Source organism: Vibrio sp. Hal054, from assembly GCF_037162405.1.
Taxonomy (GTDB): Bacteria; Pseudomonadota; Gammaproteobacteria; order Enterobacterales; family Vibrionaceae; genus Vibrio; species Vibrio diazotrophicus.
Window position 1 is genome coordinate 2,054,588 of sequence record NZ_JARLUT010000001.1, and the last position, 26,639, is coordinate 2,081,226.

25 protein-coding genes are annotated in these 26,639 nt (G+C 42.5%); 22 read left to right on the forward strand and 3 right to left on the reverse strand.

The window, feature by feature from the left end:
- Positions 1 to 129: 129 nt before the first annotated feature.
- The 3 genes from P4S58_RS09480 to dsrO are packed head-to-tail and all read right to left on the reverse strand — an operon-like array spanning position 130 to position 5,097.
- Entirely contained in the window at positions 130 to 3,222 is a 3,093-nt protein-coding gene (locus tag P4S58_RS09480) for a tetrathionate reductase subunit A (protein ID WP_337163757.1), read from the reverse strand.
- Positions 3,223 to 3,238: 16 nt separating this feature from the next.
- Entirely contained in the window at positions 3,239 to 4,333 is a 1,095-nt protein-coding gene (gene nrfD, locus P4S58_RS09485; RefSeq protein WP_337163758.1) for an NrfD/PsrC family molybdoenzyme membrane anchor subunit, read from the reverse strand.
- Positions 4,330 to 5,097: a sulfate reduction electron transfer complex DsrMKJOP subunit DsrO gene (dsrO, locus tag P4S58_RS09490; protein ID WP_102952899.1), complete on the reverse strand. Its 768-nt coding sequence runs from the start codon at positions 5,095 to 5,097 to the stop codon at positions 4,330 to 4,332. The genes nrfD and dsrO overlap by 4 nt, the downstream gene beginning before the upstream one ends.
- A gap of 176 nt (positions 5,098 to 5,273) precedes the next feature.
- Here dsrO and P4S58_RS09495 point away from each other — a divergent pair, with 176 nt between their 5' ends.
- From P4S58_RS09495 to P4S58_RS09600, 22 genes are all read left to right on the forward strand, one after another.
- A complete protein-coding gene (locus tag P4S58_RS09495) occupies positions 5,274 to 7,061 on the forward strand; it encodes a sensor histidine kinase (RefSeq protein WP_337164550.1) in 1,788 nt (595 codons plus the stop codon).
- A 22-nt stretch (positions 7,062 to 7,083) separates the two neighbouring features.
- Entirely contained in the window at positions 7,084 to 7,698 is a 615-nt protein-coding gene (locus tag P4S58_RS09500; RefSeq protein ID WP_337163760.1) for a response regulator transcription factor, read from the forward strand.
- Positions 7,699 to 7,847: 149 nt separating this feature from the next.
- Positions 7,848 to 8,570 (forward strand): AzlC family ABC transporter permease, encoded by a 723-nt coding sequence (locus P4S58_RS09505; protein WP_042481681.1) that lies wholly within the window; start codon positions 7,848 to 7,850, stop codon positions 8,568 to 8,570.
- The gene (locus tag P4S58_RS09510; RefSeq protein WP_337163761.1) at positions 8,560 to 8,877 is read left to right on the forward strand and encodes an AzlD family protein; all 318 of its coding nucleotides are present in this window, start codon (positions 8,560 to 8,562) and stop codon (positions 8,875 to 8,877) included. Before P4S58_RS09505 ends, P4S58_RS09510 begins: the two co-directional genes overlap by 11 nt.
- Positions 8,878 to 8,978: 101 nt before the next feature.
- Positions 8,979 to 9,815 (forward strand): AraC family transcriptional regulator, encoded by an 837-nt coding sequence (locus tag P4S58_RS09515; protein WP_258005483.1) that lies wholly within the window; start codon positions 8,979 to 8,981, stop codon positions 9,813 to 9,815.
- A 22-nt stretch (positions 9,816 to 9,837) separates the two neighbouring features.
- Complete coding sequence (locus P4S58_RS09520) at positions 9,838 to 10,452, forward strand: LysE family translocator (RefSeq protein ID WP_042481672.1); 615 nt, start codon at positions 9,838 to 9,840, stop codon at positions 10,450 to 10,452.
- A gap of 244 nt (positions 10,453 to 10,696) precedes the next feature.
- Entirely contained in the window at positions 10,697 to 12,577 is a 1,881-nt protein-coding gene (locus P4S58_RS09525) for a methyl-accepting chemotaxis protein (RefSeq protein ID WP_337163762.1), read from the forward strand.
- 236 nt (positions 12,578 to 12,813) lie between these two features.
- The gene (gene tssI, locus P4S58_RS09530; RefSeq protein WP_337163763.1) at positions 12,814 to 14,853 is read left to right on the forward strand and encodes a type VI secretion system tip protein TssI/VgrG; all 2,040 of its coding nucleotides are present in this window, start codon (positions 12,814 to 12,816) and stop codon (positions 14,851 to 14,853) included.
- 1 nt (position 14,854) lies between these two features.
- The gene (locus tag P4S58_RS09535; RefSeq protein WP_337163764.1) at positions 14,855 to 15,691 is read left to right on the forward strand and encodes a DUF4123 domain-containing protein; all 837 of its coding nucleotides are present in this window, start codon (positions 14,855 to 14,857) and stop codon (positions 15,689 to 15,691) included.
- A 163-nt stretch (positions 15,692 to 15,854) separates the two neighbouring features.
- Positions 15,855 to 17,795, forward strand: a complete 1,941-nt coding sequence (locus P4S58_RS09540; protein ID WP_337163766.1) for a lipase family protein — start codon at positions 15,855 to 15,857, stop codon at positions 17,793 to 17,795.
- Positions 17,792 to 18,496 carry a hypothetical protein gene (locus P4S58_RS09545; RefSeq protein WP_337163768.1) on the forward strand — a complete coding sequence of 235 codons (705 nt, stop codon included), beginning with the start codon at positions 17,792 to 17,794 and terminating at the stop codon, positions 18,494 to 18,496. Before P4S58_RS09540 ends, P4S58_RS09545 begins: the two co-directional genes overlap by 4 nt.
- A gap of 23 nt (positions 18,497 to 18,519) precedes the next feature.
- Complete coding sequence (locus P4S58_RS09550) at positions 18,520 to 19,239, forward strand: hypothetical protein (protein WP_337163769.1); 720 nt, start codon at positions 18,520 to 18,522, stop codon at positions 19,237 to 19,239.
- A gap of 24 nt (positions 19,240 to 19,263) precedes the next feature.
- Positions 19,264 to 19,956: a hypothetical protein gene (locus tag P4S58_RS09555; protein WP_269349054.1), complete on the forward strand. Its 693-nt coding sequence runs from the start codon at positions 19,264 to 19,266 to the stop codon at positions 19,954 to 19,956.
- A gap of 24 nt (positions 19,957 to 19,980) precedes the next feature.
- Positions 19,981 to 20,667 (forward strand): hypothetical protein, encoded by a 687-nt coding sequence (locus tag P4S58_RS09560; RefSeq protein WP_337163770.1) that lies wholly within the window; start codon positions 19,981 to 19,983, stop codon positions 20,665 to 20,667.
- Positions 20,668 to 20,692: 25 nt separating this feature from the next.
- The gene (locus tag P4S58_RS09565; protein WP_337163772.1) at positions 20,693 to 21,415 is read left to right on the forward strand and encodes a hypothetical protein; all 723 of its coding nucleotides are present in this window, start codon (positions 20,693 to 20,695) and stop codon (positions 21,413 to 21,415) included.
- 24 nt (positions 21,416 to 21,439) lie between these two features.
- Positions 21,440 to 22,159, forward strand: a complete 720-nt coding sequence (locus P4S58_RS09570) for a hypothetical protein (protein WP_337163774.1) — start codon at positions 21,440 to 21,442, stop codon at positions 22,157 to 22,159.
- 24 nt (positions 22,160 to 22,183) lie between these two features.
- Positions 22,184 to 22,912, forward strand: a complete 729-nt coding sequence (locus tag P4S58_RS09575; RefSeq protein WP_337163776.1) for a hypothetical protein — start codon at positions 22,184 to 22,186, stop codon at positions 22,910 to 22,912.
- A gap of 24 nt (positions 22,913 to 22,936) precedes the next feature.
- Complete coding sequence (locus P4S58_RS09580; RefSeq protein WP_337163778.1) at positions 22,937 to 23,656, forward strand: hypothetical protein; 720 nt, start codon at positions 22,937 to 22,939, stop codon at positions 23,654 to 23,656.
- A 24-nt stretch (positions 23,657 to 23,680) separates the two neighbouring features.
- Positions 23,681 to 24,316: a hypothetical protein gene (locus P4S58_RS09585; protein WP_337163779.1), complete on the forward strand. Its 636-nt coding sequence runs from the start codon at positions 23,681 to 23,683 to the stop codon at positions 24,314 to 24,316.
- A 93-nt stretch (positions 24,317 to 24,409) separates the two neighbouring features.
- Positions 24,410 to 25,129 (forward strand): hypothetical protein, encoded by a 720-nt coding sequence (locus tag P4S58_RS09590; RefSeq protein WP_337163780.1) that lies wholly within the window; start codon positions 24,410 to 24,412, stop codon positions 25,127 to 25,129.
- A gap of 25 nt (positions 25,130 to 25,154) precedes the next feature.
- A complete protein-coding gene (locus P4S58_RS09595) occupies positions 25,155 to 25,877 on the forward strand; it encodes a hypothetical protein (protein WP_337163781.1) in 723 nt (240 codons plus the stop codon).
- A gap of 23 nt (positions 25,878 to 25,900) precedes the next feature.
- Complete coding sequence (locus P4S58_RS09600; protein ID WP_337163782.1) at positions 25,901 to 26,620, forward strand: hypothetical protein; 720 nt, start codon at positions 25,901 to 25,903, stop codon at positions 26,618 to 26,620.
- The last annotated feature ends 19 nt before the right edge of the window (positions 26,621 to 26,639 follow it).

Sequence of the window (26,639 nt, forward strand, 5' to 3'; positions counted from 1 at the left end):
CTATTATTACTCCTACTATTGTCAGTATTATTAGTAAGTCGACTATTGTGGATTTCCACATAACGACATAAAACACCGCCTCTATCACTACGACTAAAGGCGATGTTGCAAGTCACTAAGTGCTTTGTTTTATGCTTTATAAATCCGAGCTGGCAGTGATTGACGTGCAGCAGCTCCCACCACCCAGTCGAGCAATACGCCTTTGCCTTCTCGGGTTGGATCAATCATGCCAATATCGTTGATGTTGACACCATCGCTGGTCTTCATTTTTACAGGCTGTTGTTTGTCGCCAATCCAGTGAGCACGTTCGCCCAATTCGGTATGACCAAAGCCGTGCTCGAAACCCAATGTCCCCGGTTGAATACCATCAAGCACCATAGCTGTCGCCTTGATTTGAGCGCTCGGCGTTTCCACAACAAAAAGGTCTCCAGTTTCAATACCCGCATATTGAGCATCTTTCGGATGGATATAGACCGGATTGGTTCCTTTTATCGAATGCAGACGTGGTGACAAGTTCGAAACCGCGCTGTGAATGTTCGATTTAAAGTTGGTGAGTGACATTGGCCATTCGCTCTTAGGATATCTCTCCTCCATTGGTGTACCGTCACTGAGTTTTTGCGGATGCCAGCTCGGGCAGCCAGTGTACAACTCGCCGGTCATGGTATTACGCGAAGTACCCACCTTTTCATTCCAAATCGCCACCGGACGGTTCCACTTATACTTCATTTCTTCGCCTTTATAGGCTTCCGTCGCGTTCTCAAATCTTCCTCCACGGGCAAAAATAAACGCAACTCTCTTCATCTCTTCAGGTGTTAACACTTTCTGCATCGCTGGCAGTAGTCTTTCCAATCCAGACCAAGCAATGTCTTCCGCAGAAACCTCAGGCACGCCACCTTTGACATAAGCTAAGTTGGCCGCCGAACGTAAGTAAAAATCTTCGGCGCTATGAATGGCTTGCCACTGCCCTTTTGCATCTTTAACGGCGTTTTCACCAAAGCCGCCCAGTTGCATTTTCTTCGCTACATCGATCAAGAAATTTTCCAGACAAATTGGACGACCATCCGCTGTTTTCTCGGTGCGAGGCTCAACAATTGGCCAACGTGCAGTGACCGCTTTTACCGGTACACCGTGCCACGGACCAGCCATCCCCCAGCTTTCATACGTCACGGTATCTGGAACCAGATAGTCAGACAGCGATGTGGTTTCGTTGATAAAGGCATCCACAGAGACTATCAAACCCAATTGTTTCGGATCTTTTAGCTTATCTTCCAATAAGGTTTTTAGCCCCGGAACACCATAAAGTGGGTTCGCTATATGGTTTATCCACGCTTTTATGCGATAAGGGTAACCATCCACAGCGGCGGATAAATGTTCTGTTAAAAGCGGAGCGGATATAGGATACCAAGGCGCTCGTGTTGGGTATGGCGATTGCCCTGCGGCCACTCTTCGCTTGTATTCACTGGTTTTCTGATAAGGGAACTTGCTACGTGATAGGAAAATACCTTTTGGGCCAACTTTACCTTCAAACTTTGTGAAATCGTAGCGAGGTCCATCCTCAGAAGTCGGATAACCACCCGCTTTTGCCATCGCGCCACCTTTCAGGTTGATGTTCCCCACCAGTGCATTCAACATCAAAATAGTGAACGAATTATAGAAGCCATTGCTGTGCATATTACCGCCGTGTGTATCGATAACTGCTTTCGTGCCATAGCTGGTAAAACGCTTAGCCAATGCAATAATGTCTTCTTTAGCAATCCCACATTGTTGGCTGTAAAAGTCCAAATCATATTTGAACGCCTCCTCTTTTAAACGTTGTAAAGAGGACTTCACCTTAACGAATACGCTTCCAAGCTTGACCTCTGTTTCAACAAACAAAGCCGCAGTGTCACTCTGAGTATGTAAAGCGAACTCACCACTTGTTGCGTTCACAACCACATAAGGGTCAGTGTCTGAACGAGGCTCACCCGTAAACGGTAAACCCATATCCGAAGCGCGAAGAAAGCTGCCGTTTCTAGGATGAGTTTCGTCACTGATGACTAAGTGAGTCGCGTTACACCAATGGGCGTTACCCGCCTTCTTCATTGCCTCAACACCCGGCTGGGCAAGAAAACTTTGGTTGTAACGTTGGTTTTCGATGATCCACTGAATCATCCCCAGTACTAAAGCTGAGTCAGTACCCGGATTGATAGGTAGCCAGTTATTTCTGTCTGCGGCAGCAAGACTCGAAGAACCAGCAGGTAAGCTCGGCGTCACTATGGTGTATTCCAACTTGCCGCTGGTTCTGGCTTGCGCTAACTGGCGCGCCTGACGTTTAAACGGATTACCAGCCTGAGCTGGCGACATTCCAATAAAAATCACATATTCCGCGTTATCAAAGTCAGGTTTTAAATGGGCGTATTTGTCTAAATCATTGAGCAGAGCACCACTTCCGGCACGAAACGCGTAACCACAGTACGAACCATGATGACCAAAGTTACGAGTGCCGAAACTGTTAAAGGCAAAGCGCTTGATGATATCGTCACGCCCTTCATTCGAGGCATTAGTAACCAGCAATTGGTTGGCTTTAGGCCCGTATTCAGGATTCTCTGGATCAAGCGGTGTTTTTACATCACGTATCGCTCGCAAACCATCCACATGTCCCTCACCGAAGAGGTCGCCGCCTTCGATAATCTCTTCCAACAATTGTTCGTAACTGATAGGAATCCAACGACCTTCGCCGCGTTTACCCACTCGTTTTAATGGCTGAGTAATACGATATGGGCTATTGCGAATCTCCAACATACCATTGCCACGAGCACATGCTGTAGAGCGCCCTTCCAAGCCCGCTTCACCAGCCAGACTCAAATAAGCGTCTTTAACCGGTGTCTCAAATGGAATCGCATTTTGGTGCGACAACGGGTGATACGGATTGCCACTGATACGTAAAATCTCATCAGTTTCATTATCGATACGTACCCGCAAACCGCACAAAGTCCAACAACCAAAACACATTGAAGGCGCTACTCGCTGATTTGGATTGGGAATCAAATTCCCCTTAGCGTTGACCGTATATTCAGCTTCCAGTGAATTACCATGATGAATGTCCTTAGTTGGGCTGCCAGCTTTACCTTCAACCACGCCTTCGACAATATGTTTGGTTGTGGTCGCATAACCTGCTGCAAACGCACCTGCACCACCAACGGCGAGGCCAGACTTCAAAAACTGACGACGTTTATTGTCCATAGAACTGTTCCTCTAATTATTGCTGAGTAGATGTGAGTCGTGGATCGCTGGATGAAACTAACTCGCTGGCAAGCAGAGCAAGAGCCAGCCATAGACCGAACATCCCTACAATGCCCAGTAAGCCATCAGATCCTAATGAAAGCTGATACGGAATCGGTCCAATATCGTATTTGGCAATGGTCTGAACCTGCATCATGGTGACCCAACGTACAACCCATGCAGCACCAAGAGCCAACAACGCCATCACTAGCAAACCTGTTTTGCTGTAATGCTCACGCAGACAAAACATGCCCCAGACAACGCTCAGTAGCATCAAAACTGAAATCATTGCCATCTGATGCACCCACTCATTACTGAGGTATAGCGAAAACGTCTGATTATTCGACGCCCAAATAGGCACAAGCACCAAGGAAAGAACGCTGCTCAATGAGACCACTTTTTTCAACAGATTGAGATCAAAGGACGTCAGTGAATCTTGCTTACTTTTGTTTGGAAAAAGCAGCCAGACAAATAGCGTAAAACCCACGGCACCTAAGAAGGCGGAAACAAACCAAAACAGTGGCGATGCAGGCTGATTCCATAAAGGACGAGAATGTACCGCCATGATCTCAGCGCCGGTATACACCGCAATGGTTAAGCCAGAAAGAGCGGTGAACAGAGACACTACTAACATGTGTTTATGAGAGATCTGCCATTGGCCCAGAGTCAGTATGGAAATCCATCTGAACACTTTTCCTTGGCTATCACTTAATTTCATCAAGTCATTACGCAGGTACAACCAAGCCGTGATTATCGCCAAGCCTGAAAACACGGGTAACAACAGAGAACCTAACGACATCCATGACCATGGTGTGAAATGTACGTAGAAATGCCATGCTCGACCCGGTTGATGAAGATCGCCAGTCAGTGCAAGCGGGCCGACTACAGCGCCAATCGCCATAGTGAGTACCAACGCAGCACGCAGACGATGGCTACTTTGCTGATCAAACTTTAACGCAATCAAAAACAGTATCGCTGCTGCATAGGCAGAACCGATGTAGAAGAAATACTGAACGGCCCATGGCAGCCAAGCAACAGCCTGAGGTTGAACGAGAACTTCGGTAATGTTCATGCTGGTTCTCCTTGCGGTTCAAAAATCACAGATTGCCCCTGCAATGGATGAACAAACCTTTCGTTCATACCGATGTAGAACACATGCGGACGAGTATTTTCATTCGGTTTTAAAACCTTGAGATCATCACCATACTCTGCGATTAACTGACTGACGTGACTGTTCGGGTCATTGATATCGCCAATCACCCTTGCACCACCTACACAGGTTTCCACGCAAGCAGGCAACAACCCTTTTTCAAGACGATGAGCACAGAAGGTGCATTTATCGGCGGTCAACGTGTCATGGTTGATGACGCGTGCATCATAAGGACAAGCTTGAACACAGTAAGCACAGGCAACACAACGACTGTTATCAACCATCACAATGCCATCGTCACGCTGAAAGGTGGCTTGTACCGGACAAACTGCAACACAAGGTGGGTTGTCACAGTGATTACACAAACGGGGTAAGGTAAACGCTTTTACGTTTTGCTTTGCAGATGAGCCATCTTCCAGAGTCACTTCGTATTGTTTGACTGTGGTTCTGAACTGACCAATCGGTATTTGGTTTTCCACACTGCAAGCAACCGTACACGCCTGACAACCAACGCACTTACGTAAGTCAATCACCATGGCGTAACGCTTACCAGTTTGTCCTTTTCGGTCTGGCGACTGGTTATTTCGTATCACGGTACTTGCTGTTGCTGTTCCAACACCCGTGATTGGAATCAAAGCAGCACCAGCAGTAACGGCACTCATGAAGCGTCTTTTGCTCGTATCCATCACTCACCTGCTAAATTTATAAGGGTTCTGTGTTTATTGTCAGAAAAGCCCCTACTTGCCGATATAGTGGATTTCCACATACCCAGATCAAAGTTGATCTAAAACAAATGTAGCTAGCAGTAAGATGCTGTTATCCTTAGCCATATAAGGATTTCAAACGGACAATTCAGGCGATGATGAGAACGGGTATACAGCACATTGCAGCTCTGCTTTTGGCAAGTATCTCTCTGCTGTTTTCTGCGTTCAGCTTTGGACAATCAACAGAGAAAAACTCTGTTGATATTGGTGTGTTAGCCATACGAGGCAACTTGTACGCACAGCAGCGTTGGCAACCGACAATGGATTGGCTGAGCCAACAAATTCCTGATAGCGACTTTATCCTTCATCCTCTGGATCTTGAGAGTATGGCAACCGCCGTGCAGAATCAGAGCATGGATTTCATCCTGACCAATCCCGGCCAAGCGGTGCGTTTGGGCAGACAGTTTGAACTGTCGTGGTTAGCCACCCTCAACAGCGGCCTAGCCAGTCACTTTAATCACACCATTGGCTCAGCCGTGGTGGTACATAAAGACGCTCCGTATTTCAAAATCGAAGAGTTAGCAGGAAAACCGATGGCGGCGGTTTCAGAACGCGCGTTTGGGGGTTATCTGACGCTGCGCTATCAAGTGTTAGAAATGGGAATCAACCCGAATGACTTCTTCGCCAATGTTCGTTTTCTTGGCTTTCCGATCGACGCCAATCTCTACCAACTGCGAGACAAGATTGTTGACGCAGCAATAGTTCCAGTGTGCCTACTTGAAACCATGCAACAAGAAGGATTATTGGAAGCCAATGCTTATCGAGTGATTAATGCGCAGACACCGAATGATTTCCCTTGTCAGGTATCGACTCGTCTTTATCCAAACTGGTCATTTGCAAAAACTGAACGTGCCTCTTCTCAACTGGCAAAACAAGTCACTCGGGCCTTACTGGCAATGCCATCGGACAGCCAAGCGGCTATTGCTGCCGGAGCCTCTGGCTGGACATCTCCCGCCAGCCTTTTGTCCATTGATAAACTTTATCAGGCGTTAGACCTCCACCCATTTCAAGAACCTTGGTGGAAAGAAGCCTTTCGTTGGCTGCGATTTCATCAGGAATGGGCATGGGCAGTATTTGTATTTGTCATCGTTTTGAACGCTTATCACTTTTGGCTTGAATACCGTTTCAGCAAAAGTAAGCAGGCTCTGGAACAGACACAATCTCGACTTAAAGAAAAAAGTGAACAGCTTGAACACTCTCAGCGCGTAGCCATTGTCGATGAACTGGGAAGCAGCCTTGCACATGAAATCAACCAACCTCTCGCTGCAATACGAAATTACAGTGAAGGTGGCTTATTGAGACTTTCTAAGCAAAGACCGAATGAAGATATCGTGCCGGTCTTTCATAAAATTCAAAAAGAGGTGGATAGAGCGGATGCCATTATTCATCGTTTACGCAATCTCATTAAAAAACGCAGCATCGAAAAGCAACCGAATAATGTAGAAGATCTGATAACCGACACCCTAGAGTTAATGCATTACCGCTTACAGAAACACTCGGTATTACTGATGCGCGAAACGGAAGGTGACGTCATTGCCGCTGACATTGATTCCGTGGGCATGCAGCAAGTGTTAGTAAACTTATTAAATAACGCCATTGATGCCTGTATCAGCTTCCAACAACACCATAAAACTGAAGACTATCAAGCAACCATTACTGTAGAGACTGAATATCATCAGGACAGCCTGCTGGTTAAGATTACAGACAATGGCACGGGGTTAGCGGGAATTGAAATAAACGACGCCTTCTTTACAACCAAAGAGAACGGACTTGGCTTAGGGTTAGCCATATGCCGAGATGTTATGGAAACCCACCATGGTCAGATTAAGTTGCAGTCTATAAAACCTCACGGCTGTATGGTCAAGCTTTCGCTGCCCTATTTTTAATGGATCATCAGGAATATCATTTATGAACCACATCAATACACTTCTTCCTGTTTATGTCGTCGACGATGACGAGTCTGTCCGTGATTCCCTCGCCTTTATGCTTGAAGAACACGATTTTAAAGTGACTACATTTTCAGACGGCCAACTGTTTCTGGATTCTGTCGACATAACCAAGCCAGGCTGTGTGATATTGGACAGCCGAATGCCACAGCTTCGAGGTCAGCAGGTTCATCAAATTCTTAACGAAGCCAACAGTCCTTTAGCGATCATTTACCTCACTGGCCATGGTGATATCCCAATGGCTGTCGACGCTCTGCAAGAAGGCGCCATTCACTTTTTTCAAAAGCCGGTAAAAGGTGACGAACTGGTCCAAGCCATCATTGATGGACAAGCCCAATCTGCGGCCAAACTCGACTGGGTTGACGCCAAGGCTTGCTATGACTCGCTAACCAAACGTGAAAAAGACATACTCAGACTGATTATTTCAGGCAAACGCAACATCCGTATTGCTGACGAACTTTGTATTGCCATGCGTACTGTTGAAGTTCACAGAGCAAGTCTGTTAAAGAAATTCTCGGCTCATACTGTTGCGGAACTCGCCTATATCTATGGAAAGCTGACAAACAGTATTAAATAGTAATCCACGTGTCCGCCGACTTCGTCTAGCAACCTCATTCACTCCACTTGGTTGTTTTTATTTTGTTAATGGATTGAAAAAGTTCCTTACAACCTCAACATAAGAAATCATAAGCATAATTGCCTTCTTTGTAAGATAAGGAACGTCTTTTGTCAGAAATAGATTTAAACGATCTCAGGTTTTCCGCTCACCACTTCTATTCTGGTGTTCGGAAATTCTTACCTATCTCACTCTTTGTTGCCATATTTGGTGCGGCTTTTGGGTTAGCAGCTTCTCAAACCGGATTAGATGATCTTTCAACTGTGTTGATGAGTGCTGCTGTTTTCGCTGGCGCATCTCAGTTCGGTAGTCTGAATTTATGGGGTACTGAGGTACCTATTCTTCCGCTGGTCGTCACTGTTTTTGCTATCAACGCCAGACACCTTTTGATGGGCGCCTCTCTTTACCCTTGGTTAAAACATCTCAATCCATTAAAGCGATACGGCGTAATGATGGTCGCATCTGATGCCAACTGGGCGATGTCTTTGCAGGCGTTTAATCGCAGGGAATATGGCAAAGCTTTGGGCATATTGCTTGGTGGCGGGTTAACCATGTGGGTTTTCTGGATCGCAGGCACTTGGCTTGGTCTCTATTTCGGTAGTTCTATCAGTGACCCAAAAGCCTTTGGTCTCGATATGGTGATGTCGTGCTTTTTGCTCACCATGGTTCTGGAAGGTAAGAAAGATCAACGCACCTTGATCATTTGGGGTGGCGCTGCCGTGGCGTCGGTTTTGGCATATCTGTACTTACCTGAAAACAGTCACGTTTTTGCCGGTGCATTAGTCGGCGGTTTATTAGGCATTATTTTGAAGGAAGAATCACATGAGCATTGAAACCGCAGGAACTGGTGCACTTTTCGTTATTCTGATTATGGCGCTAGTCACACTGGTCACTCGCTGGGGCGGCCTGTTTGTCATGAGTTTTGTGCCAATTAATCACAAAGTACAACAGTTCATTGCGGCAATGTCGGGTTCAGTGTTGGTTGCGATTATTGCACCTCTGTTTATCCAAGGTGATATGGGAGCAAAACTCGCACTTGCGATGACAGCGATATTCGCTTTAACAACCAAAAGACCGTTAACCGCAATAGCCTTAGGCATTGCAATGGCAGCGGTAACAAGGCAAATGGATATTTATTAAGTTTGATATCCAAGAGCAATAATGAGCAATTTTGTTCAAGTTTTCGATTCAGCGAGTAACTATACTGGGAACTATAGGAATCACACGTTAAGGGAATCGTTTTGAGTGCCAAACAAGAAAATCGCTTTCAGTTCAGCAGTAGTCAAAAGCAGCTAGTCACCGCACTAGAAGCAACGATGAGCGATTTTTCTTATGCCAAACATGCGCATGAGGAGTATTCCCTTGGCGTTACTCTGAAAGGTCGCCAAGATTTTTTCTGCCAAAACGCTTTCCATAAAAGCCCAGCAGGCGGAGTACTGCTTTTCAATCCAGAAGATGTGCACGACGGTCATTCCGGTGTTAGTGAAAGCCTTGAATATGTCATGCTCTATATTCATCCCAATGAATTGAAGCCGCTTTTTCAAGCGTTAGGTTACGGAAAAGAGGCGACATTAAGAGTCGACCGTCCGTTACTCAATGACCCCGTGCTAAGACACCAAATTCTGGCAATGCACCAACTCGTCAGTGATTCAAACCACTCGACTATCGAGTTTGAAAGCGGGCTATTTCATATCGCGCATTCTTTAGTACGCAAAGCTGGAAAACTCAATCATGATTTCCATACACCTCTGTCGAAAAAAGATAGCCTGTTAACCAGAGCAAAAGATTTCATCATCGATCATATTGACCAAGATATTTCCATCGATGACGTCGCTCAAGCCGCTGCTATGTCGAAATATCATTTTATTCGCTTATTTCATCGTCAGTTCGGTATTACCCCTCATCAATACGTGCTGAACTGCCGAATTAATGCTGCGCGTAAATATTTAGAGACAGGCTTACCTTCCAGCCATGTCGCACAACTATCAGGCTTTGCCGATAACAGTCATCTCAATCGTCATTTTAAAAGAACGTTTGGTATGACGCCTAAACAATACCAGCTACAACTCTGTTCTTAATTCCATACATTTGGAGCTTTCAATGTTAGAAATTCTCGCTTATGCCATTGGTGTAATGTACACCCCTGGCCCAATTAACCTATTAGGTCTACACAGTGGATTAAATGGTAAAACTCGTGAACATATTGGCTTTTTCGCCGGCGTGGGATGTGCCATGTTGATTCTGTTTATATTTCTCGGTTTCCTTGGCCTTAAATTTATTAATCCTTCCTTATTACCATACATCAGTCTAATTGGTTGTATTTACATTGTTTATATTGCGTGGAAAGTGTTTCGTGCAAATATCAATATCTCGGACAATAAAGCAAACGTATCTATATTAAGTTTTAATAACGGGTTATTTATGCAACTGCTTAACCCTAAAGCACTGGTTGCAACTATGCCAATTTCAACCATTCAATTTCCTGCCGCGGGTATTAGTGGCAGTGCGATCGTCGTTTGGTCTACATGCTTAGCCCTTCTCGCCTTTGGCGCACCGGGCAGTTATTCCTTGGCTGGAATGGTCATGGGGAAACGGATTGAGAACCCAATCTATTTCAAAACCTTCAATTTTCTGATGTCCGCACTATTGATTTTCGTTGCCACAAGTATTGGTTACGAGCATGTTTATCGTGCGCTTCTAGAATCACATTATTAAAAAATTATTATCACTCGTTGGCTTTTTCCAATCTTGCTGATTTCTATTTGAGTTCAATATACACACTGTATAAGCCCCTTATTTCATATAAGGTTAGATCTGAAATTGACCCAAAATATGTTTTAGGAAAACTCTATAAATTTTGCCTACCGAATTAATGACAAAAAATATATAGTCGGCACAAATAGATTATCCATACGTAATGTATATATTTAAAGATTGCAAATTGCCAAATGAGGGAATCATGAATAGATTCAAACTACAGACTATCGGCACATTGAGTCTGCTCATTGCCGCTATTGTGATACTAATAGCAGCGTTAGATTACCGAGCTTTTAGAAATGAAAGTATTGATCAACATAAAGAATTATTGCGGGAACACAACGCAACAATTGAAGCCACACTCAATGCCAAGTTTGAAAGTTACCGCAGTGAGCTTGCAGCGCTTAGTACGTTTGAAGGTGATACAGAAGGAGGCAGCTTAGCCTCTCATGTAATCCGCCAGCTAAAAACCTTGCAGCGAGTTCAACAAGATGTCAGTGAATCCGTGTCAATTTTGACCAGTGATGGCAGCTTATTCAGTTCTGATGGTGAAAAACTGCCTTTCAACGCTAAAGAGATGAACCGCTCTTACTACAATGCCGTGTTTAACCAAGGCAAAGAGTTCTACGTCTCTGAACCGTTTAAATCTGTCGTGACGGGCCACCTAGTTATTGCGGTTACTTATAAACTCAATAGCGAAACCGCAATCACAGCAAACGTCAAAGCAAGTGCCGTTTTAGGTGCTTTTGCAGATAAAAAAGACATGTTCCTTTATGCTCACGATGGTTCAATTTTACACTCTCCTTACCCTGAGCTTATTGGTAAAAATATCTTTGATGAGCGTCCACGATATAAAGAATTCAGTGAATCAAATCCTGAGCTAGGCTACACCGCAGTAGTGAGAGGAAAGGATGTTGATTTTACTGCTTTCTGGACGCACCTTGAAATAAGCGGCTGGAACTTTGTTACCTTCACACCGAACAGTGAAATTGAACAAGGGGCCAACGACCAGCTTATTTACGCTGCAATAACCGGATTAATCTGTATTATTTTGGCCAGCGGTGTATTGATGATGATCATCAATAAGTTAGTGTTAAGACCCGTCGGTGGAGCTCCTGATGAAATCGCAGCGCTAATGGAAGAGATGGCCAAGGGTAACCTTTCACACAACTTTACTAAAACTGGTAAAGAAACGGGTATTTACCTCTCTCTTATCAACCTATCGGCTCAGTTGTCCACATTGATCAAAAACTCGTTGAGCATTTCAGAAAATGTCTCCTCAGCGGCGCAAGAACTGAACGTTGTGATGAATGAAACACAAAACAACGCTCAAGATGAATTGCAACAAATGGAGCAGGTATCGACTGCGATCAACGAGCTGTCTTCTACGTCTCAAGAAGTGAGCAACAAAGCCGTCATGGCAGAAGACGAAGCGAGAAAAACTCAAGACAGCGTAATAAACGGTAAACAAACGCTCGAACAAAACATCGTATTGACCGATAAGATCAGCCAATCGGTGACCAACACAGCAAGCATTGTCAGTGAGCTCAGCCAGTTGGTTTTGGAAATCGGCAGTGTTACTGAAGTTATCAATAACATCTCTGAACAGACTAACTTGCTCGCCCTAAATGCGGCAATTGAAGCTGCACGTGCTGGTGAACAAGGTCGCGGCTTCTCAGTTGTCGCTGATGAAGTCAGGGTTCTTGCTACTCGTACTCAAGAATCAACGGTCAGCATTCAGAAGATAATTGAAAGATTGCGTGGGCAGTCTGAAAAAGCCAACAAGAACATGATGGAAAACGTTGATTTAATCGAGGACTCTGTCGCTCTGGCAGATCAAATCAAAGCAGCATTTGAAGAAATCGCAGCGGCTTCACAGTCGATTTCTGATATCAACACTTTGGTTGCCACCGCATCCCAACAACAGTTTGCGGTAACCGAAGAAATTTCTCAGTCCATCACCAACACATTTGATTTGGTGAACCGAAATGTTTCCGCTATCCATCAAACTCTGCAAGCTTCAACAGAACTTGCACAGTTAGCTGAAGCTCAAACGAATGAACTGGAATATTTCAAAGTCTAGTTAAACACTCGCTCCTCTTTCTAAGTTCTTGGGAAGAGGAGTGTTTTCTCTCCTCCCCTCCAAACAGGCGGGTAACAATTTGCACCGTGTGTCACTTATTGCTCGCTGACTAGTAAAAACTTGCCCACCACTTGATAACAAATCATTAAGTCACTGAAATATAGCCACTTTATAATTGGCACTTCACTTGCCTACTCCCTCTACTCATATGCGATAAACGTTGTTCAGAGGGATAAATGACAAAGCTTAATTTCACGTTAACGGTTGATGGACTACCTGAAGACACGTTTGTTGTACGCGAATACAAAGGCTATGAATCTCTATCCGACACCCTTTTAGACAACGGTGATACTTGCTATGGATTTCGCTACTACATTGATTTAGCAAGCCGTCAGGCAAACCTCATGGCTAACAATATCGTCGACCGAAATGCGCATTTGAAGGTGTACAGAAACGGAGAGGAGGTTCAGCAGGTCAACGGCATCGTTCGAAGTTTCAGCCAAGGTGACACTGGGCACTCGCATTCTTACTATTCCGTCACTTTAGTTCCCTCATTAGAGCGTTTGTCGCTGCGCCAAAATTGCAGGATTTTTCAGTTAAAAACCGTTCCTGAAATCATCACCCTGTTATTGAATGAAATGGGCATCAGTGATGTTGTCTTTACCTTGAAACAGCCCAAAAAGAAGCGTGAGTTTTGTGTTCAATACCGTGAAAGTGACTTGGCTTTCGTGCAAAGACTCGCAGCAGAAGAAGGCATCGTTTACCACTTCGCCCATAAGAATGGTAAACACACGTTATGTTTTAACGATGACAGCAATACTCAACCAAAGCTCAATACGCCAATTCCTTACAATGCTGCCTCTGGCGGAACGGCGGATTCTACCTTCGTTTTTTCTCTCATCAAGAGCACTCAATCCGATGTTTCTGAGATTCAGCTTTCTGACTATAGCTTCAAAAAGCCCGATTATCTTTTCCGCCAAACTAGCGCTGGCACTGAATTGGATTACCAATTAGAAACATACGAACACTTTGATTTTCCAGGACGATTCAAAGACAACGAAAACGGTAAAGCTTACAGCCAAGCTCGATTAGGCTTTTTGCGCAGAGAAGCGAAGACAGCAATTGCGAAAAGCAACGAGCCAGCACTTCAAGCGGGATATAAATTTGATTTAGAAGAACATCTGGACGACACCAATAATCGCGATTGGCTGGTCGTTTATGCTCAACATTCCGCAACCCAGCCGCAAGCACTAGAAGAAGCCGGTGGACATGGCGCGACCACCTACTCAAACCAACTCAAGTTGATTCCTGCACACATACACTGGCAAGCTACGCCAATGGCGAAACCTCAAGTGGACGGCCCCTGTATTGCCACCGTCGTCGGGCCTGAGGGCGAAGAGATTTTTTGTGATGAACACGGACGTGTAAAACTTCACTTTCCATGGGACAGATACTCGAAAGGAGACGAACACAGTTCTTGTTGGGTTCGAGTATCGCAAAGCTGGGCTGGAAGCCAATACGGTGTTATAGCGGTTCCACGCATAGGCCATGAAGTGATTGTCTCATTCTTAAATGGCGACCCTGACCAACCTATCGTGACAGGGCGTACCTATCACGCAACAAACACTCCACCCTACTTGCTGCCGGAGAACAAAACCAAAACCGTTATCCGCACTGAAACCCATAAAGGGACAGGATTCAACGAGCTCAGTTTTGAAGACCAAGCCAACGAGGAAAAAATCTATCTGCATGCTCAAAAAGATTATGAAGCCGATGTTCTCAATGATCATTCAACCCACATAAAACACGACAAGCACTTAACGGTAAATAACAACCAATTTATCCAAATAAAAAACAATCAACACACCACTATTGATGGTGAAGGCAGGATAAAAATCTCGCAGGATTCGACGCAAATAATTGAAGGCAGCCATCATCATAAGGTCAATAACCTCTACGCCGTGAGCACTGGCAATGAAATACATTTCAAGAGTGGAGCCAAAGTCGTTATTGAAGCAGGAGCAGGAATCACACTAAAAGCAGCTGGAAGCTTTATAAAAATAGACGCTTCCGGAGTAAGTGTTGTTGGTCCTGCGATTAATTTAAATTCCGGCGGTAGTGCTGGCAACGGAAGTGGGTTTAGAGAAGCAATAGCGACACTGCCTAACAATGTTGAACCTGTGCCAGATCCTGAAGTTGCAACCCTACCAGTATTTACACCAACTCAAATTAGTAAGACAGGCGGTTTAGCAAAACCATGTAAGAAGGAAGCATAAGATGGAAGAAACACTTCATTTCCATCAATGGATAAAACAGCAAGAGCATAGAACCATTTACGCTATAGTCGATCCATATTCTGAAGAATGCCCGCTCAACGCCTTTTATGACTGTGATGGATTAGACGCTGCTCCTTTACTAACACTAGAACAATTAACCAATCCAGAAGATGGACCTTGGCTGCTGCCAACTAATGAACATTTCTTACTTTGGTGGGAGCAAAATACACATTCTCACTGCGGTATTTTGCTCTCTACAGATCAGCCAGTTCAGACTTTCCGCCGTCACTTCGCAAGTCTGTATCAAGCAATACTGCTGGGAGAATTGGTCTTTTTACCCTTTTATCGTCCAGAATATTTGTTCTCTCTGCTACTCAAGCTCCATCCAGATGAACGGGATACTTTATTGTCAGAGAACTCCGTCTTACTGCGTTCTAATGAATGTTGGCATGGATATATATCTAATGCTTTGACTCTACAGCAAGAGAAGAACACTCCATGGTGGCGCATCAAAGAACATCACTTAGATAATAATCCGAACGTTCCCCTACTTGCTCACAACGTTGAAAGTTGGCTTTGGCAGTATCAACCAAACTTAATGATTAAGCTGCTAGAAGACAGCCCAGCAAGTTTTTCTGACGTGTTTAGCAACCATTTTTATACAACTAGCAAACCTACGCCACTAACTGAAAAAGTTGTTACAGCGGCTCTAAAGACGCTTTTCAGCAACGCCGTCATACAGCACCCCGAAGTTCAACACATCATCGACTCCTTAAAAGATGAAGAGCTACTTTTCGCTCTGAGAAAGACGTTTAACCAAATTCAAGGATATGCGTAATGCCTACTGAAATGTTTAACCACTGCCTACTCTGTAATCCAGAAGTGAATTGGTTAGAGGTGGAGCTTCGCAGCGAAAGAAACGAACCAATTACTGGATTGACGGTGAGAATTACCAACCCTTCTAGTGGCCAGACACTGAAAAAAGCGCGCCACAAGGAAGAGTGCGGTTTGAAAACATTGTGGCGGCGGAATGGGTAGTTAATGTTGATACCGACACTCTGTTATCCAAAGTAGAGCAGTACGCCAGCCGTAAGGATAATGAAGATTCCCCTGTGCAAACGTGGGCTAAGGAACAGAAGGATTGTTGCGGAAATCCCAAAGCTTATTATCACGTAACGGTAGGCGATCTCTGGGAGAACCCACCGAAAGACAGTTTCCTTGTTGAAAATCATGGTCCCTCGAAGAAAAACTATCGGGACGAATCTAAGGGGTTTCGAACGAGCCATAACCGCTCATCGGTACTTGAGATCACAGCTCTACGCAGCTATATGCCCATGATAGTTGACACAGACGAGTTCAGTCTGGTGAATAGTTACACCTTTGCTCTGTTGTCTCAGCAGGCTTACGGTAACAATGATTTTGGCGACTCCAGAAATAAGACGTATCCACAAGGCGGTCATACGAATCTTTTAAAGACGTTGCAATCTCGACAGCGCCCAAGTCATGCGGCAGATAGAGAGGTGACCTGGCTACTTGATGAAGTGCCATACTCTCAAGCTCTAAAAGGAGAGTTTTATCATGATGATACGATTGGATCAGAAGGGTACATTTTCAGCAATGATAAGATAGCCATTATTGGTGTAAGGGGGACGGAGACCTACTTCACTAACGATGATGTGTTTCAGATTGGGGATTTAAAGGTAACGCCTACAGTAATGAATAAAGCGTTCCCCGTTATGAAAATCACTGAAGTGGTAGACGGTGTGATCGCAGCTGTGGGATCTCCGGGCTATCAGGATGTGATGACCGACATTGATGCGTCTCAGGAATCTCCACCGGAGTTTGGCGGAGCGTATGTGCATCGTGGTTTTTATAAGTATGCGATGGCATTTCGTAGCGCTGTTCGAGACAAGCTAGATTTGCATAAAAATAAAATAATTTATGTCTGTGGTCATAGTTTAGGTGGTGCAGGAGCCTTGTTACTCAGCACTTTACTTTATGATACTTATTCACCTTCTACTTTGCGTTTATACACCTATGGTATGCCGCGAGCGGGGACATATAGTTTTGTGCAGCGCTATCATTCAATAGTGCATTACCGTCATGTGAATAATCACGATGTAGTACCTCAGGTGCCGATGAGATGGATGAACACCAACCCCGATGAAAAAAGCGGACAATCGTCATTTGAAACGGCGTTGTCTCAGTCATCTAAGGTCTCAACACCTAGTACATTCGCTTCAACGTTTGCAATCCTATATCTTTGGGACTCGCTCAAAGAGAGAGTGGTAGACAGTGATGATGACAACTACCAGCATCATGGTAGTTTGATTCAGCTATTAACTTTTAGTCAGGCCAAACACTATCCTGAGGCGGTGAAACAAGTGTTGCTCACACACCGACAAACACACATATCAAGCTTAACATTGGCTTCAAACAAGTCTAATGATGCCTACCTTTTGGCAGAGACGCTGAGTCATGACCATATAGATATCAACGGATATAAGACCACGATTAAAGAATCGGGGGCAGACCATGCCTTAGGTGAGTATATCCCTAATTTCAAACAGCAATTAGCCTTGTTGCTAGAAGATAAATCGACACTAAATTATCAAACAGCCTTACAAACTGTACTTAATACTGAGCAATTGTTAATCGAGGTTCATAGCGAACTGGAAAAAGATGAATTGAATGCCTTAGCGATGCAGTACATTACTAGAAAAGATCCTGCGGCTCATATTCAGAGAGAGAATTCTCGTTCACAGGCATTGTTTGCAATACGCCAAGAGAAAAAGTTAACCGAAAAAATCACCTTAAATGTACAGCGGGTAAGAAAGGAGCTTGAAGCTCTAATACAAACGCCGAAACTATTACCCAGTGAGACTTTGTTATTTGGTGATCAAACTGCAAAAATCGAATTAGTGAGAGAGCAAATACAATGAGAACACTCAAACGGATAACACCTTTTGCACTGATAGCAATTGTGGGTGGGATGTTAGTTTATTATTTTAGCCCACCATCAGAGAAAATCTGGGGTGCAAATGGTGAGCCTTACATGGTTATTGCTGGGAAGAAACCTGCTGATGCGAGTATTAGTGTTCGAGTGAACTATTTTGGCCGTGGGGAATCCTGCTCGGGTTGGTCATGGAATGCGGGCAGTGGTGAGGTGAGGAAAGGGATTTATAACCAGAGCTTTAAGTTTGAGCACAATTTTTCAGAAGATGAAACGCGTTACGAATTAAGGGTGCCTTATAAGCCCAGAGAGCCAGAAAAAAACTGCATTACGACCTTATCAGATATGGAGGTTGAACTTACTAACGCATTTGATACGGTGGGTTTTGCGAATTTACGCATTAATAAAGCAGGAAAGGAGTATTACAACAAGCCGTTGGATGTAAACACCATAATTGAAGCCAAAGATTGTGATGGAAAATTATATAAATGGTCTAAGGATATTTGGAAAGGAATTATTGGTTGTATCTACGTTATCAATGACAACGAAATATCAAAACAGTCTGAAACAAATGCTGAAAGTGTTTATTTCGATTTCTCTCAATTCAATGACGACACCGTGATTCATTACGATATTTTGGCTGGCGAAAATTATCGTAGTGAGCCATTAGACCCACAAACGGGAAAATAAAAAAGTTCGTGGTAGAAAATTAAATGAAAGATTGGAACGATAACCAGCACGTATGGAGTAGTAACCTGAAAATATGGAGGCTTGTTGGTATTCTAGTGTTAATCAGCTACGCATACTGGATAGTAAGTTACGACTATACCGCCCCACCTAAAAGCTCTATTCGTATCGCCGGTATGAAACCGATCGATGCAAATATAAAAGCATGGGCGAATTACTGGGTAACAGGTGACGACTGCCAAGCATACTCTTACGATATGTTTGGTCGTAAAGCTTACCAAGGAGGGAAAAGAACAGAGAATTTTACGCAGAATTACGCTAATAAACTGAATCGCTATGATTTGAGAATACCTTACCAAACCTATATAGATAGCCAGAATTGTATTATTGAATTACGCGATATAACCGTTGAAGCGTATAACGAATTTGATACCGTTGGATTTGCTCAGTTACGCGTCTATCAGGCAGGAAATGACTATGATAATAAACCGATTGATGTAAATTCAAAAATTGAAGCTAAAGATTGTAATAGTGAAGTATATAGAAGTTTAAGGACAGTTTGGGCAGGAGCTGTGGGGTGTTACTTCTATTTTGACGATAAGGTCATATCAAAAAAACCGGAATATAATGCTGAGCGTGTTCATTTCGATTTCTCGCAATTCAATGACGACACCGTAATTCACTATGATATTTTAGCGGGCGAAAATTATCGTAGTGATCCATTAGATCCACAAACGGGAAAATAACATGGTGCTTCGGATGCAAGTACAATGAGAACACCTTTTGCACTGATAGCAATTGTGGGTGGGATGTTAGTTTATTATTTTAGCCCACCATCAGAGAAAATCTGGGGTGCAAATGGTGAGCCTTACATGGTTATTGCTGGGAAGAAACCTGCTGATGCGAGTATTAGTGTTCGAGTGAACTATTTTGGCCGTGGGGAATCCTGCTCGGGTTGGTCATGGAATGCGGGCAGTGGTGAGGTGAGGAAAGGGATTTATAACCAGAGCTTTAAGTTTGAGCACAATTTTTCAGAAGATGAAACGCGTTACGAATTAAGGGTGCCTTATAAGCCCAGAGAGCCAGAAAAAAACTGCATTACGACCTTATCAGATATGGAGGTTGAACTCACTAACGCCTTTGATACAGTGGGATTTTCGAATATACGCATTAATAAAGCAGGAGAAGATTATTACAACAAAGCTCTGGATGTTAATGTGAAAATTGAAGCAAAAGACTGTGATGCATATATAAAACAAGGTGTCGTTAACAAAATATGGTTTGGTGGCTTGGGTTGTTATTTCTATTTTGATGGGCAGAAAATATCTGAAAAACCAGAATATAATGCCGGACAGGTTTATTTCGATTTCTCTCAATTCAATGACGACACCGTGATTCATTACGATATTTTGGCTGGCGAAAATTATCGTAGTGAGCCATTAGATCCACAAGCAGGAAAATAAAATGGTACTTCGGAAGCAAGTACCATGAGAACACCTTTTGCACTGATTGCAATTGTGGGTGGGATGTTAGTTTACTACTTTAGCCCGCCATCAGAGAAAATCTGGGGTGCAAATGGTGAGCCTTACATGGTTATTGCTGGGAAGAAACCTACTGATGCGAGTATTAGTGTTCGAGTGAACTATTTTGGCCGTGGGGAATCCTGCTCGGGCTGGTCATGGAATTCAGGCAGTGGTGAGGTGAGGAAAGGGATTTATAACCAGAGCTTTAAGTTTGAGCACAATTTTTCAGACGATGAAACGCGTTATGAATTAAGGGTGCCTTATCAACCGAGAGAGCCGGAGAGAAACTGCATGACTCAGTTATCTAATATGGAAGTTAAATTAACTAATGCTATTGATACTGCAGGGTTTGCTAACTTACGCATTAATACATCCGGTGTGAAATATTACAACAATCCTGTCAATATTAATATAAAAATTGAAGCTAAAGATTGCGAGCCTTATTTTTCAATAAAATATAAAAGATGGACAAATGGTTTTGGTTGTTATTTTTTTATTGATGGTATTCAAGAATCTAAAGAACAAGAATTTAATGCTCACCAAGTTTACTTCGATTTCGCGCAATTTAATGACGATACCGTAATTCACTACGATATTTTGGCCGGCGAAAATTATCGTAGTGAGCCATTAGATCCTACTACCGGAAAATAAAAGTATCTTGATGGGAAAAATCACAATGAAATTACTATTTAATTTGTTACTGGCTGCTATTGGGAGTGTGATTGCTTTTTTCCTCATTGTGATATTTATCCTTACTCCATTAATGCAATGGTATAGCGAAAATAAGCCGCCTATAGGTAGCTCAATCGATGACCATTTTATTCGTATTCAAGGGCTCAAGCCCGCTGATGCTCAAGTCATTGCACACGCCACTTTTTATGGTGGTGGTGAGAACTGTCGCTCTATTTTCTGGAGTGCTTCTGATGGTAAGAAACGGCAAGGCGGGAAAGGCGTATTTAAAATTAAACATGATTTTTCAACAACGGCAGATCGCTACGAACTGAGAATTCCTTATCACAACTACCTATCATCAGGATGTGATATGCAATTATGGCAAATAACTATCGGTGCTCGAAATGCCTTTGATACTGTCGGGTTTGCCGATTTACGAATTTACAAGCCAGCCAATGAGTGGAATAAAGCTCTTAGCTTTGACGCTATAATTGAAGCAAGACAGTGCAATTCTTTTATACATCAATGGAAAGATAATACATGGTCAGGAGGCTTGGGTTGTTATTTCTATTTTGATGGGCAGAAAATATCTGAAAAACCAGAATATAATGCCGGACAGGTTTATTTCGATTTCTCTCAATTTAATGACGATACCGTGATTCACTACAATATTTTGGCTGGCGAAAATTATCGTAGTGAGTCATTAGATCCACAAACAGGAAAATAAAAAGTGCGTGGTGTAGCAAATTAAATGAAAGATTGGAACGATAATCAGAAAGTGTGGAGTGGCAACCTTAGAATATGGCGGTTTGTTGGTATCGCTGTGTTAATTAGCTGCGCATACTGGATAGTAAGTTACGACTATACCGCCCCACCTAAAAGCTCTATTCGTATCGCCGGTATGAAACCGATCGATGCAAATATAAAGGCGTGGGCGAATTACTGGGTAACAGGTGATGACTGCCAAGCATACTCTTATGATATGTTTGGCCGTAAAGCTTACCGAGGAGGTAAAAGAACAGAACGTTTTACGCAGAATTACGCTGATGAGTCGAATCGTTATGAGTTGAGAATACCTTACCAAACCTATATAGATAGCCAGCATTGTATTGTTGAATTACGCGATATATCCGTTGAAGCGTATAACGAATTTGATACGGTTGGTTTTGCTCAGCTACGTATCTATCAAGCTGGAACAGAGTATTACAACAAATCTGTTAATTTAAATTCCAAAGTAGAAGCAAGGGACTGCAATTCTTTTATACATCAATGGAAAGATAATACATGGTCAGGAGGCTTGGGTTGTTATTTCTATTTTGATGGGCAGAAAATATCTGAAAAACCAGAATATAATGCCGGACAGGTTTATTTCGATTTCTCTCAATTTAATGACGATACCGTGATTCACTACGATATTTTGGCTGGCGAAAATTATCGTAGTGATCCATTAGACCTTATTACCGGAAAATAAAAGTATCTTGGTGGAAAAATCACAATGAAATCACTATTTAATTTGTTACTGGCTGCTATTGGGAGTGTGATTGCTTTTTTCCTCATTGTGATATTTATCCTTACTCCATTAATGCAAAGGTATAGCAAAAATAAGCCGCCTATAGGTAGCTCAATCGATGACCATTTTATTCGTATTCAAGGGCTCAAGCCCGCTGATGCTCAAGTCATTGCACACGCCACTTTTTATGGTGGTGGTGAGAACTGTCGCTCTATTTTCTGGAGTGCTTCTGATGGTAAGAAACGGCAAGGCGGGAAAGGCGTATTTAAAATTAAACACGATTTTTCAAAGACACCAGACCGCTACGAGTTGAGAGTGCCCTATCAAAACTACCTTTCATCAGGATGCGATATGAAATTATGGCAAATTGATATAGGTGCTATAAATACTTTTGACACCGTTGGTTTTGCTGATTTACGAATTTACTCACCTGTAAATAAGAGTGATAAGCCGCTTAGGTTTAGCTCAAAAATTGAAGCCAAAGATTGTCGGGCTAGATATTACGAAGATTTAGGAGAGTGGTCATCTGGTTTAGCATGTAGCTTTTATGTGAACGATACGATTTTAAATAATAAAACAGACCTTGTTGTATTTAATTCTTATCAAGTTTATTTCGATTTCTCTCAATTTAATGATGATACCGTTATTCATTACGATATTTTATTTGGCGAGAATTATCGCAGTGAGCCATTAGACCCACAAACGGGTAAGTAATATGTTGCGGTGGGAATAAATTCAATGAAAGAATGGAATGATAATCAGAGAGTATTGAATGATAACCTGAAGGTATGGCGTTTTTTTGGTATTGCTGTGTTAATTAGCTGCGCCTATTGGATAGTAAGTTACGACTATACCGCCCCACCTAAAAGCTCTATTCGTATCGCCGGTATAAAACCGATCGATGCAAATATAAAGGCGTGGGCGAACTACTGGGTAACAGGTGATGACTGCCAAGCATACTCTTACGATATGTTTGGACGTAAAGCTTACCGAGGAGGTAAAAGAACAGAGCGTTTTACGCAGAATTACGCTGATGAGTCGAATCGTTATGAGTTGAGAATACCTTACCAAGCCTATATAGATAGCCAGAATTGTATTATTGAATTACGAGATATAACAATTGAAGCATATAACGAATTTGATAAGTTTGGATTTGCTCAGTTACGTATTTATCAGTCGGGTGATGATTATGAAAATAAACCAATTGCTTTAACTTCAATAGTTGAAGCAAAAGATTGTAATGGGAGGTTATATCAATGGTCTAAAGATATTTGGAAAGGGATTATTGGTTGTATCTACGTTGTCAATGACAATGAAATATCAAAACAGTCTGAAACAAATGCTGAAAGTGTTTATTTCGATTTTTCTCAATTCAATGACGACACCGTGATTCATTACGATATTTTGGCTGGCGAAAATTATCGTAGTGAGCCATTAGATCCACAAGCAGGAAAATAAAATGGTACTTCGGAAGCAAATACAATGAGAACACTCAAACGGATAACACCTTTTGCACTGATTGCAATTGTGGGTGGGTTGTTAGTTTACTATTTTAGCCCACCATCAGAGAAAACCTGGGGTGCAAATGGTGAGCCTTACATGATTATTGCAGGGAAGAAACTCGCTGATGCGAGTATTAGTGTTCGAGTTAACTATTTTGGCCGTGGGGAATCCTGCTCGGGCTGGTCATGGAATTCAGGTAGTGGTGAGGTGAGGAAAGGGATTTATAACCAGAGCCTTAGGTTTGAGCACAATTTTTCAGAAGATGAAACGCGTTACGAATTAAGGGTGCCTTATAAGCCAAGAGAGCCAGAAAAAAACTGCATTACGACCTTATCAGATATGGAGGTTGAACTTACTAACGCATTTGATACGGTGGGTTTTGCGAATTTACGCATGAATAAAGCAGGAAAGGAGTATTACAACAAGCCGTTGGATGTAAACACCATAATTGAAGCCAAAGATTGTGATGGCAAATTATATAAATGGTCTAAGGATATTCGGAAGGGAATTATTGGTTGTATCTATGTTGTGAAAGGGAAAAAATATCAAAACAGTCTGAAACAAACGCTGAAAGTATTCATTTCGATTTCTCTCAATTCAATGACGACACCGTGATTCATTACGATATTTTGGCTGGCGAAAATTATCGTAGTGAGCCATTAGATCCTACTACCGGAAAATAAAATCATCTTGGTGAAAAAAATTACAATGAAATTACTATTTAAATTGTTACTGGCTGCTATTGGGAGTGTGATTACTTTTTTCCTTGTAGTTATATTTATCGTAAGCCCATTAGTACAATGGTATAGCGGAAATAAGCCACCTATAGGCAGCTCACCTGATGACCATTATATTCGCATTCAGGGCATGAAGCCTGTAGATGCTCAAATTCGCGCACACGCTACGTTTTATGGTGGTGGAGAAGAGTGTAGTTCCTTTTTCTGGAGTGCTTCTGATGGTAAGAAACGGCAAGGCGGGAAAGGCGTATTTAAAATTAAACACGATTTTTCAAAGACACCAGACCGTTACGAGTTGAGAGTACCCTATCAAAACTACCTATCATCAGGGTGTGATATGCAGTTATGGCAAATAACTATCGGTGCCAGAAATGCGTTTGATACAGTAGGTTTTGCTGATTTGCGGATTTACACTGCAGTAAATGAGTCGGACAAAGTACTCAATATCAATTCAAAAATCGAAGCTAAAGATTGCGAGCCTTATTTTTCAGAAAAGTATAAAAAATGGACAAATGGTTTTGGGTGTTACTTTTTTATTGATGGAGTTCGAGAATCTAAAGAACAAGAGTTTAATGCTGGACAGGTTTATTTCGATTTCTCTCATTTCGATGACGACACCATAATTCAGTACGACATTTTAGTCGGCGATAACTATCGTAGTGAGCCATTAGATCCTACTACCGGAAAATAAAAGTATCTTGGTGCAAAAAATCACAATGAAATTACTATTTAAATTGTTACTGGCTGCTATTGGGAGTGTGATTACTTTTTTCCTCATTGTGATATTTATCCTTACTCCATTAATGCAATGGTATAGCGAAAATAAGCCGCCTATAGGTAGCTCAATCGATGACCATTTTATTCGTATTCAAGGGATCAAGCCTGCTGATGCTCAAGTCATTGTGCGCGCCACTTTTTATGGAGGTGGAGAAGAGTGTAGTTCATTTTTTTGGAGTGCTTCTGATGGTAAGAAACGGCAAGGCGGGAAAGGCGTATTTAAAATTAAACTCGATTTTTCAAAGACACCAGACCGTTACGAGTTGAGAGTGCCCTATCAAAACTACCTATCATCAGGATGCGATATGAAATTATGGCAAATTGATGTAAGTGCCATAAATGCTTTTGACACGATTGGTTTTGCTGATTTACGGATTTACTCACCTGTAGATGAGAGAGATAAAGTACTCCACATTGATTCGAAAATAGAAGCTAGAGACTGTGATTCTTATATATTTTTTGGATTGGGAAAAGTTTGGTCTGGTGCATTAGGGTGTGATTTTTATTTTAATAATAAGAAAATATCTAAAGAACCAGAATATAACGCTGAAAAAGTTTACTTCGATTTCTCTCAATTCAATGACGACACCGTAATTCATTACGATATTTTTGCTGGCGAAAATTATCGTAGTGAGCCATTAGACCCACAAACGGGAAAATAAAAAAGTTCGTGGTAGAAAATTAAATGAAAGATTGGAACGATAACCAGCACGTATGGAGTAGTAACCTGAAAATATGGAGGCTTGTTGGTTTTCTAGTTTTAACTAGCTGCGCATACTGGATAGTAAGTTACGACTATACCGCCCCACCTAAAAGCTCTATTCGTATCGCCGGTATGAAACCGATCGATGCAAATATAAAAGCATGGGCGAATTACTGGGTAACAGGTGACGACTGCCAAGCATACTCTTACGATATGTTTGGTCGTAAAGCTTACCGAGGAGGGAAAAGAACAGAGAATTTTACGCAGAATTACGCTAATAAACTGAATCGCTATGATTTGAGAATACCTTACCAAACCTATATAGATAGCCAGAATTGTATTATTGAATTACGCGATATAACCGTTGAAGCGTATAACGAATTTGATACCGTTGGATTTGCTCAGTTACGCGTCTATCAGGCAGGAAATGACTATGATAATAAACCGATTGATGTAAATTCAAAAATTGAAGCTAAAGATTGTAATAGTGACGTATATAGAAGTTTAAGGACAGTTTGGGCAGGAGCTGTGGGGTGTTACTTCTATTTTGACGATAAGGTCATATCAAAAAAACCGGAATATAATGCTGAGCGTGTTCATTTCGATTTCTCGCAATTCAATGACGACACCGTAATTCACTATGATATTTTAGCGGGCGAAAATTATCGTAGTGATCCATTAGATCCACAAACGGGAAAATAAAAAGGTGCGGTGGTGGCAA

Coding starts and splice junctions, on each gene's coding strand:
- P4S58_RS09545 (WP_337163768.1), top strand. CDS start 17,792: ATGAGAACACTCAAACGGATAACACCTTTTGCACTGATAGCAATTGTG.
- P4S58_RS09565 (WP_337163772.1), top strand. CDS start 20,693: ATGAAATTACTATTTAATTTGTTACTGGCTGCTATTGGGAGTGTGATT.
- P4S58_RS09560 (WP_337163770.1), top strand. CDS start 19,981: ATGAGAACACCTTTTGCACTGATTGCAATTGTGGGTGGGATGTTAGTT.
- P4S58_RS09495 (WP_337164550.1), top strand. CDS start 5,274: ATGAGAACGGGTATACAGCACATTGCAGCTCTGCTTTTGGCAAGTATC.
- P4S58_RS09480 (WP_337163757.1), bottom strand. CDS start 3,222: ATGGACAATAAACGTCGTCAGTTTTTGAAGTCTGGCCTCGCCGTTGGT.
- P4S58_RS09550 (WP_337163769.1), top strand. CDS start 18,520: ATGAAAGATTGGAACGATAACCAGCACGTATGGAGTAGTAACCTGAAA.
- tssI (WP_337163763.1), top strand. CDS start 12,814: ATGACAAAGCTTAATTTCACGTTAACGGTTGATGGACTACCTGAAGAC.
- P4S58_RS09510 (WP_337163761.1), top strand. CDS start 8,560: ATGAGCATTGAAACCGCAGGAACTGGTGCACTTTTCGTTATTCTGATT.
- P4S58_RS09535 (WP_337163764.1), top strand. CDS start 14,855: ATGGAAGAAACACTTCATTTCCATCAATGGATAAAACAGCAAGAGCAT.
- P4S58_RS09580 (WP_337163778.1), top strand. CDS start 22,937: ATGAAAGAATGGAATGATAATCAGAGAGTATTGAATGATAACCTGAAG.
- P4S58_RS09520 (WP_042481672.1), top strand. CDS start 9,838: ATGTTAGAAATTCTCGCTTATGCCATTGGTGTAATGTACACCCCTGGC.
- P4S58_RS09575 (WP_337163776.1), top strand. CDS start 22,184: ATGAAATCACTATTTAATTTGTTACTGGCTGCTATTGGGAGTGTGATT.
- P4S58_RS09590 (WP_337163780.1), top strand. CDS start 24,410: ATGAAATTACTATTTAAATTGTTACTGGCTGCTATTGGGAGTGTGATT.
- P4S58_RS09600 (WP_337163782.1), top strand. CDS start 25,901: ATGAAAGATTGGAACGATAACCAGCACGTATGGAGTAGTAACCTGAAA.
- P4S58_RS09595 (WP_337163781.1), top strand. CDS start 25,155: ATGAAATTACTATTTAAATTGTTACTGGCTGCTATTGGGAGTGTGATT.
- dsrO (WP_102952899.1), bottom strand. CDS start 5,097: ATGGATACGAGCAAAAGACGCTTCATGAGTGCCGTTACTGCTGGTGCT.
- P4S58_RS09555 (WP_269349054.1), top strand. CDS start 19,264: ATGAGAACACCTTTTGCACTGATAGCAATTGTGGGTGGGATGTTAGTT.
- P4S58_RS09525 (WP_337163762.1), top strand. CDS start 10,697: ATGAATAGATTCAAACTACAGACTATCGGCACATTGAGTCTGCTCATT.
- P4S58_RS09585 (WP_337163779.1), top strand. CDS start 23,681: ATGAGAACACTCAAACGGATAACACCTTTTGCACTGATTGCAATTGTG.
- nrfD (WP_337163758.1), bottom strand. CDS start 4,333: ATGAACATTACCGAAGTTCTCGTTCAACCTCAGGCTGTTGCTTGGCTG.
- P4S58_RS09570 (WP_337163774.1), top strand. CDS start 21,440: ATGAAAGATTGGAACGATAATCAGAAAGTGTGGAGTGGCAACCTTAGA.
- P4S58_RS09500 (WP_337163760.1), top strand. CDS start 7,084: ATGAACCACATCAATACACTTCTTCCTGTTTATGTCGTCGACGATGAC.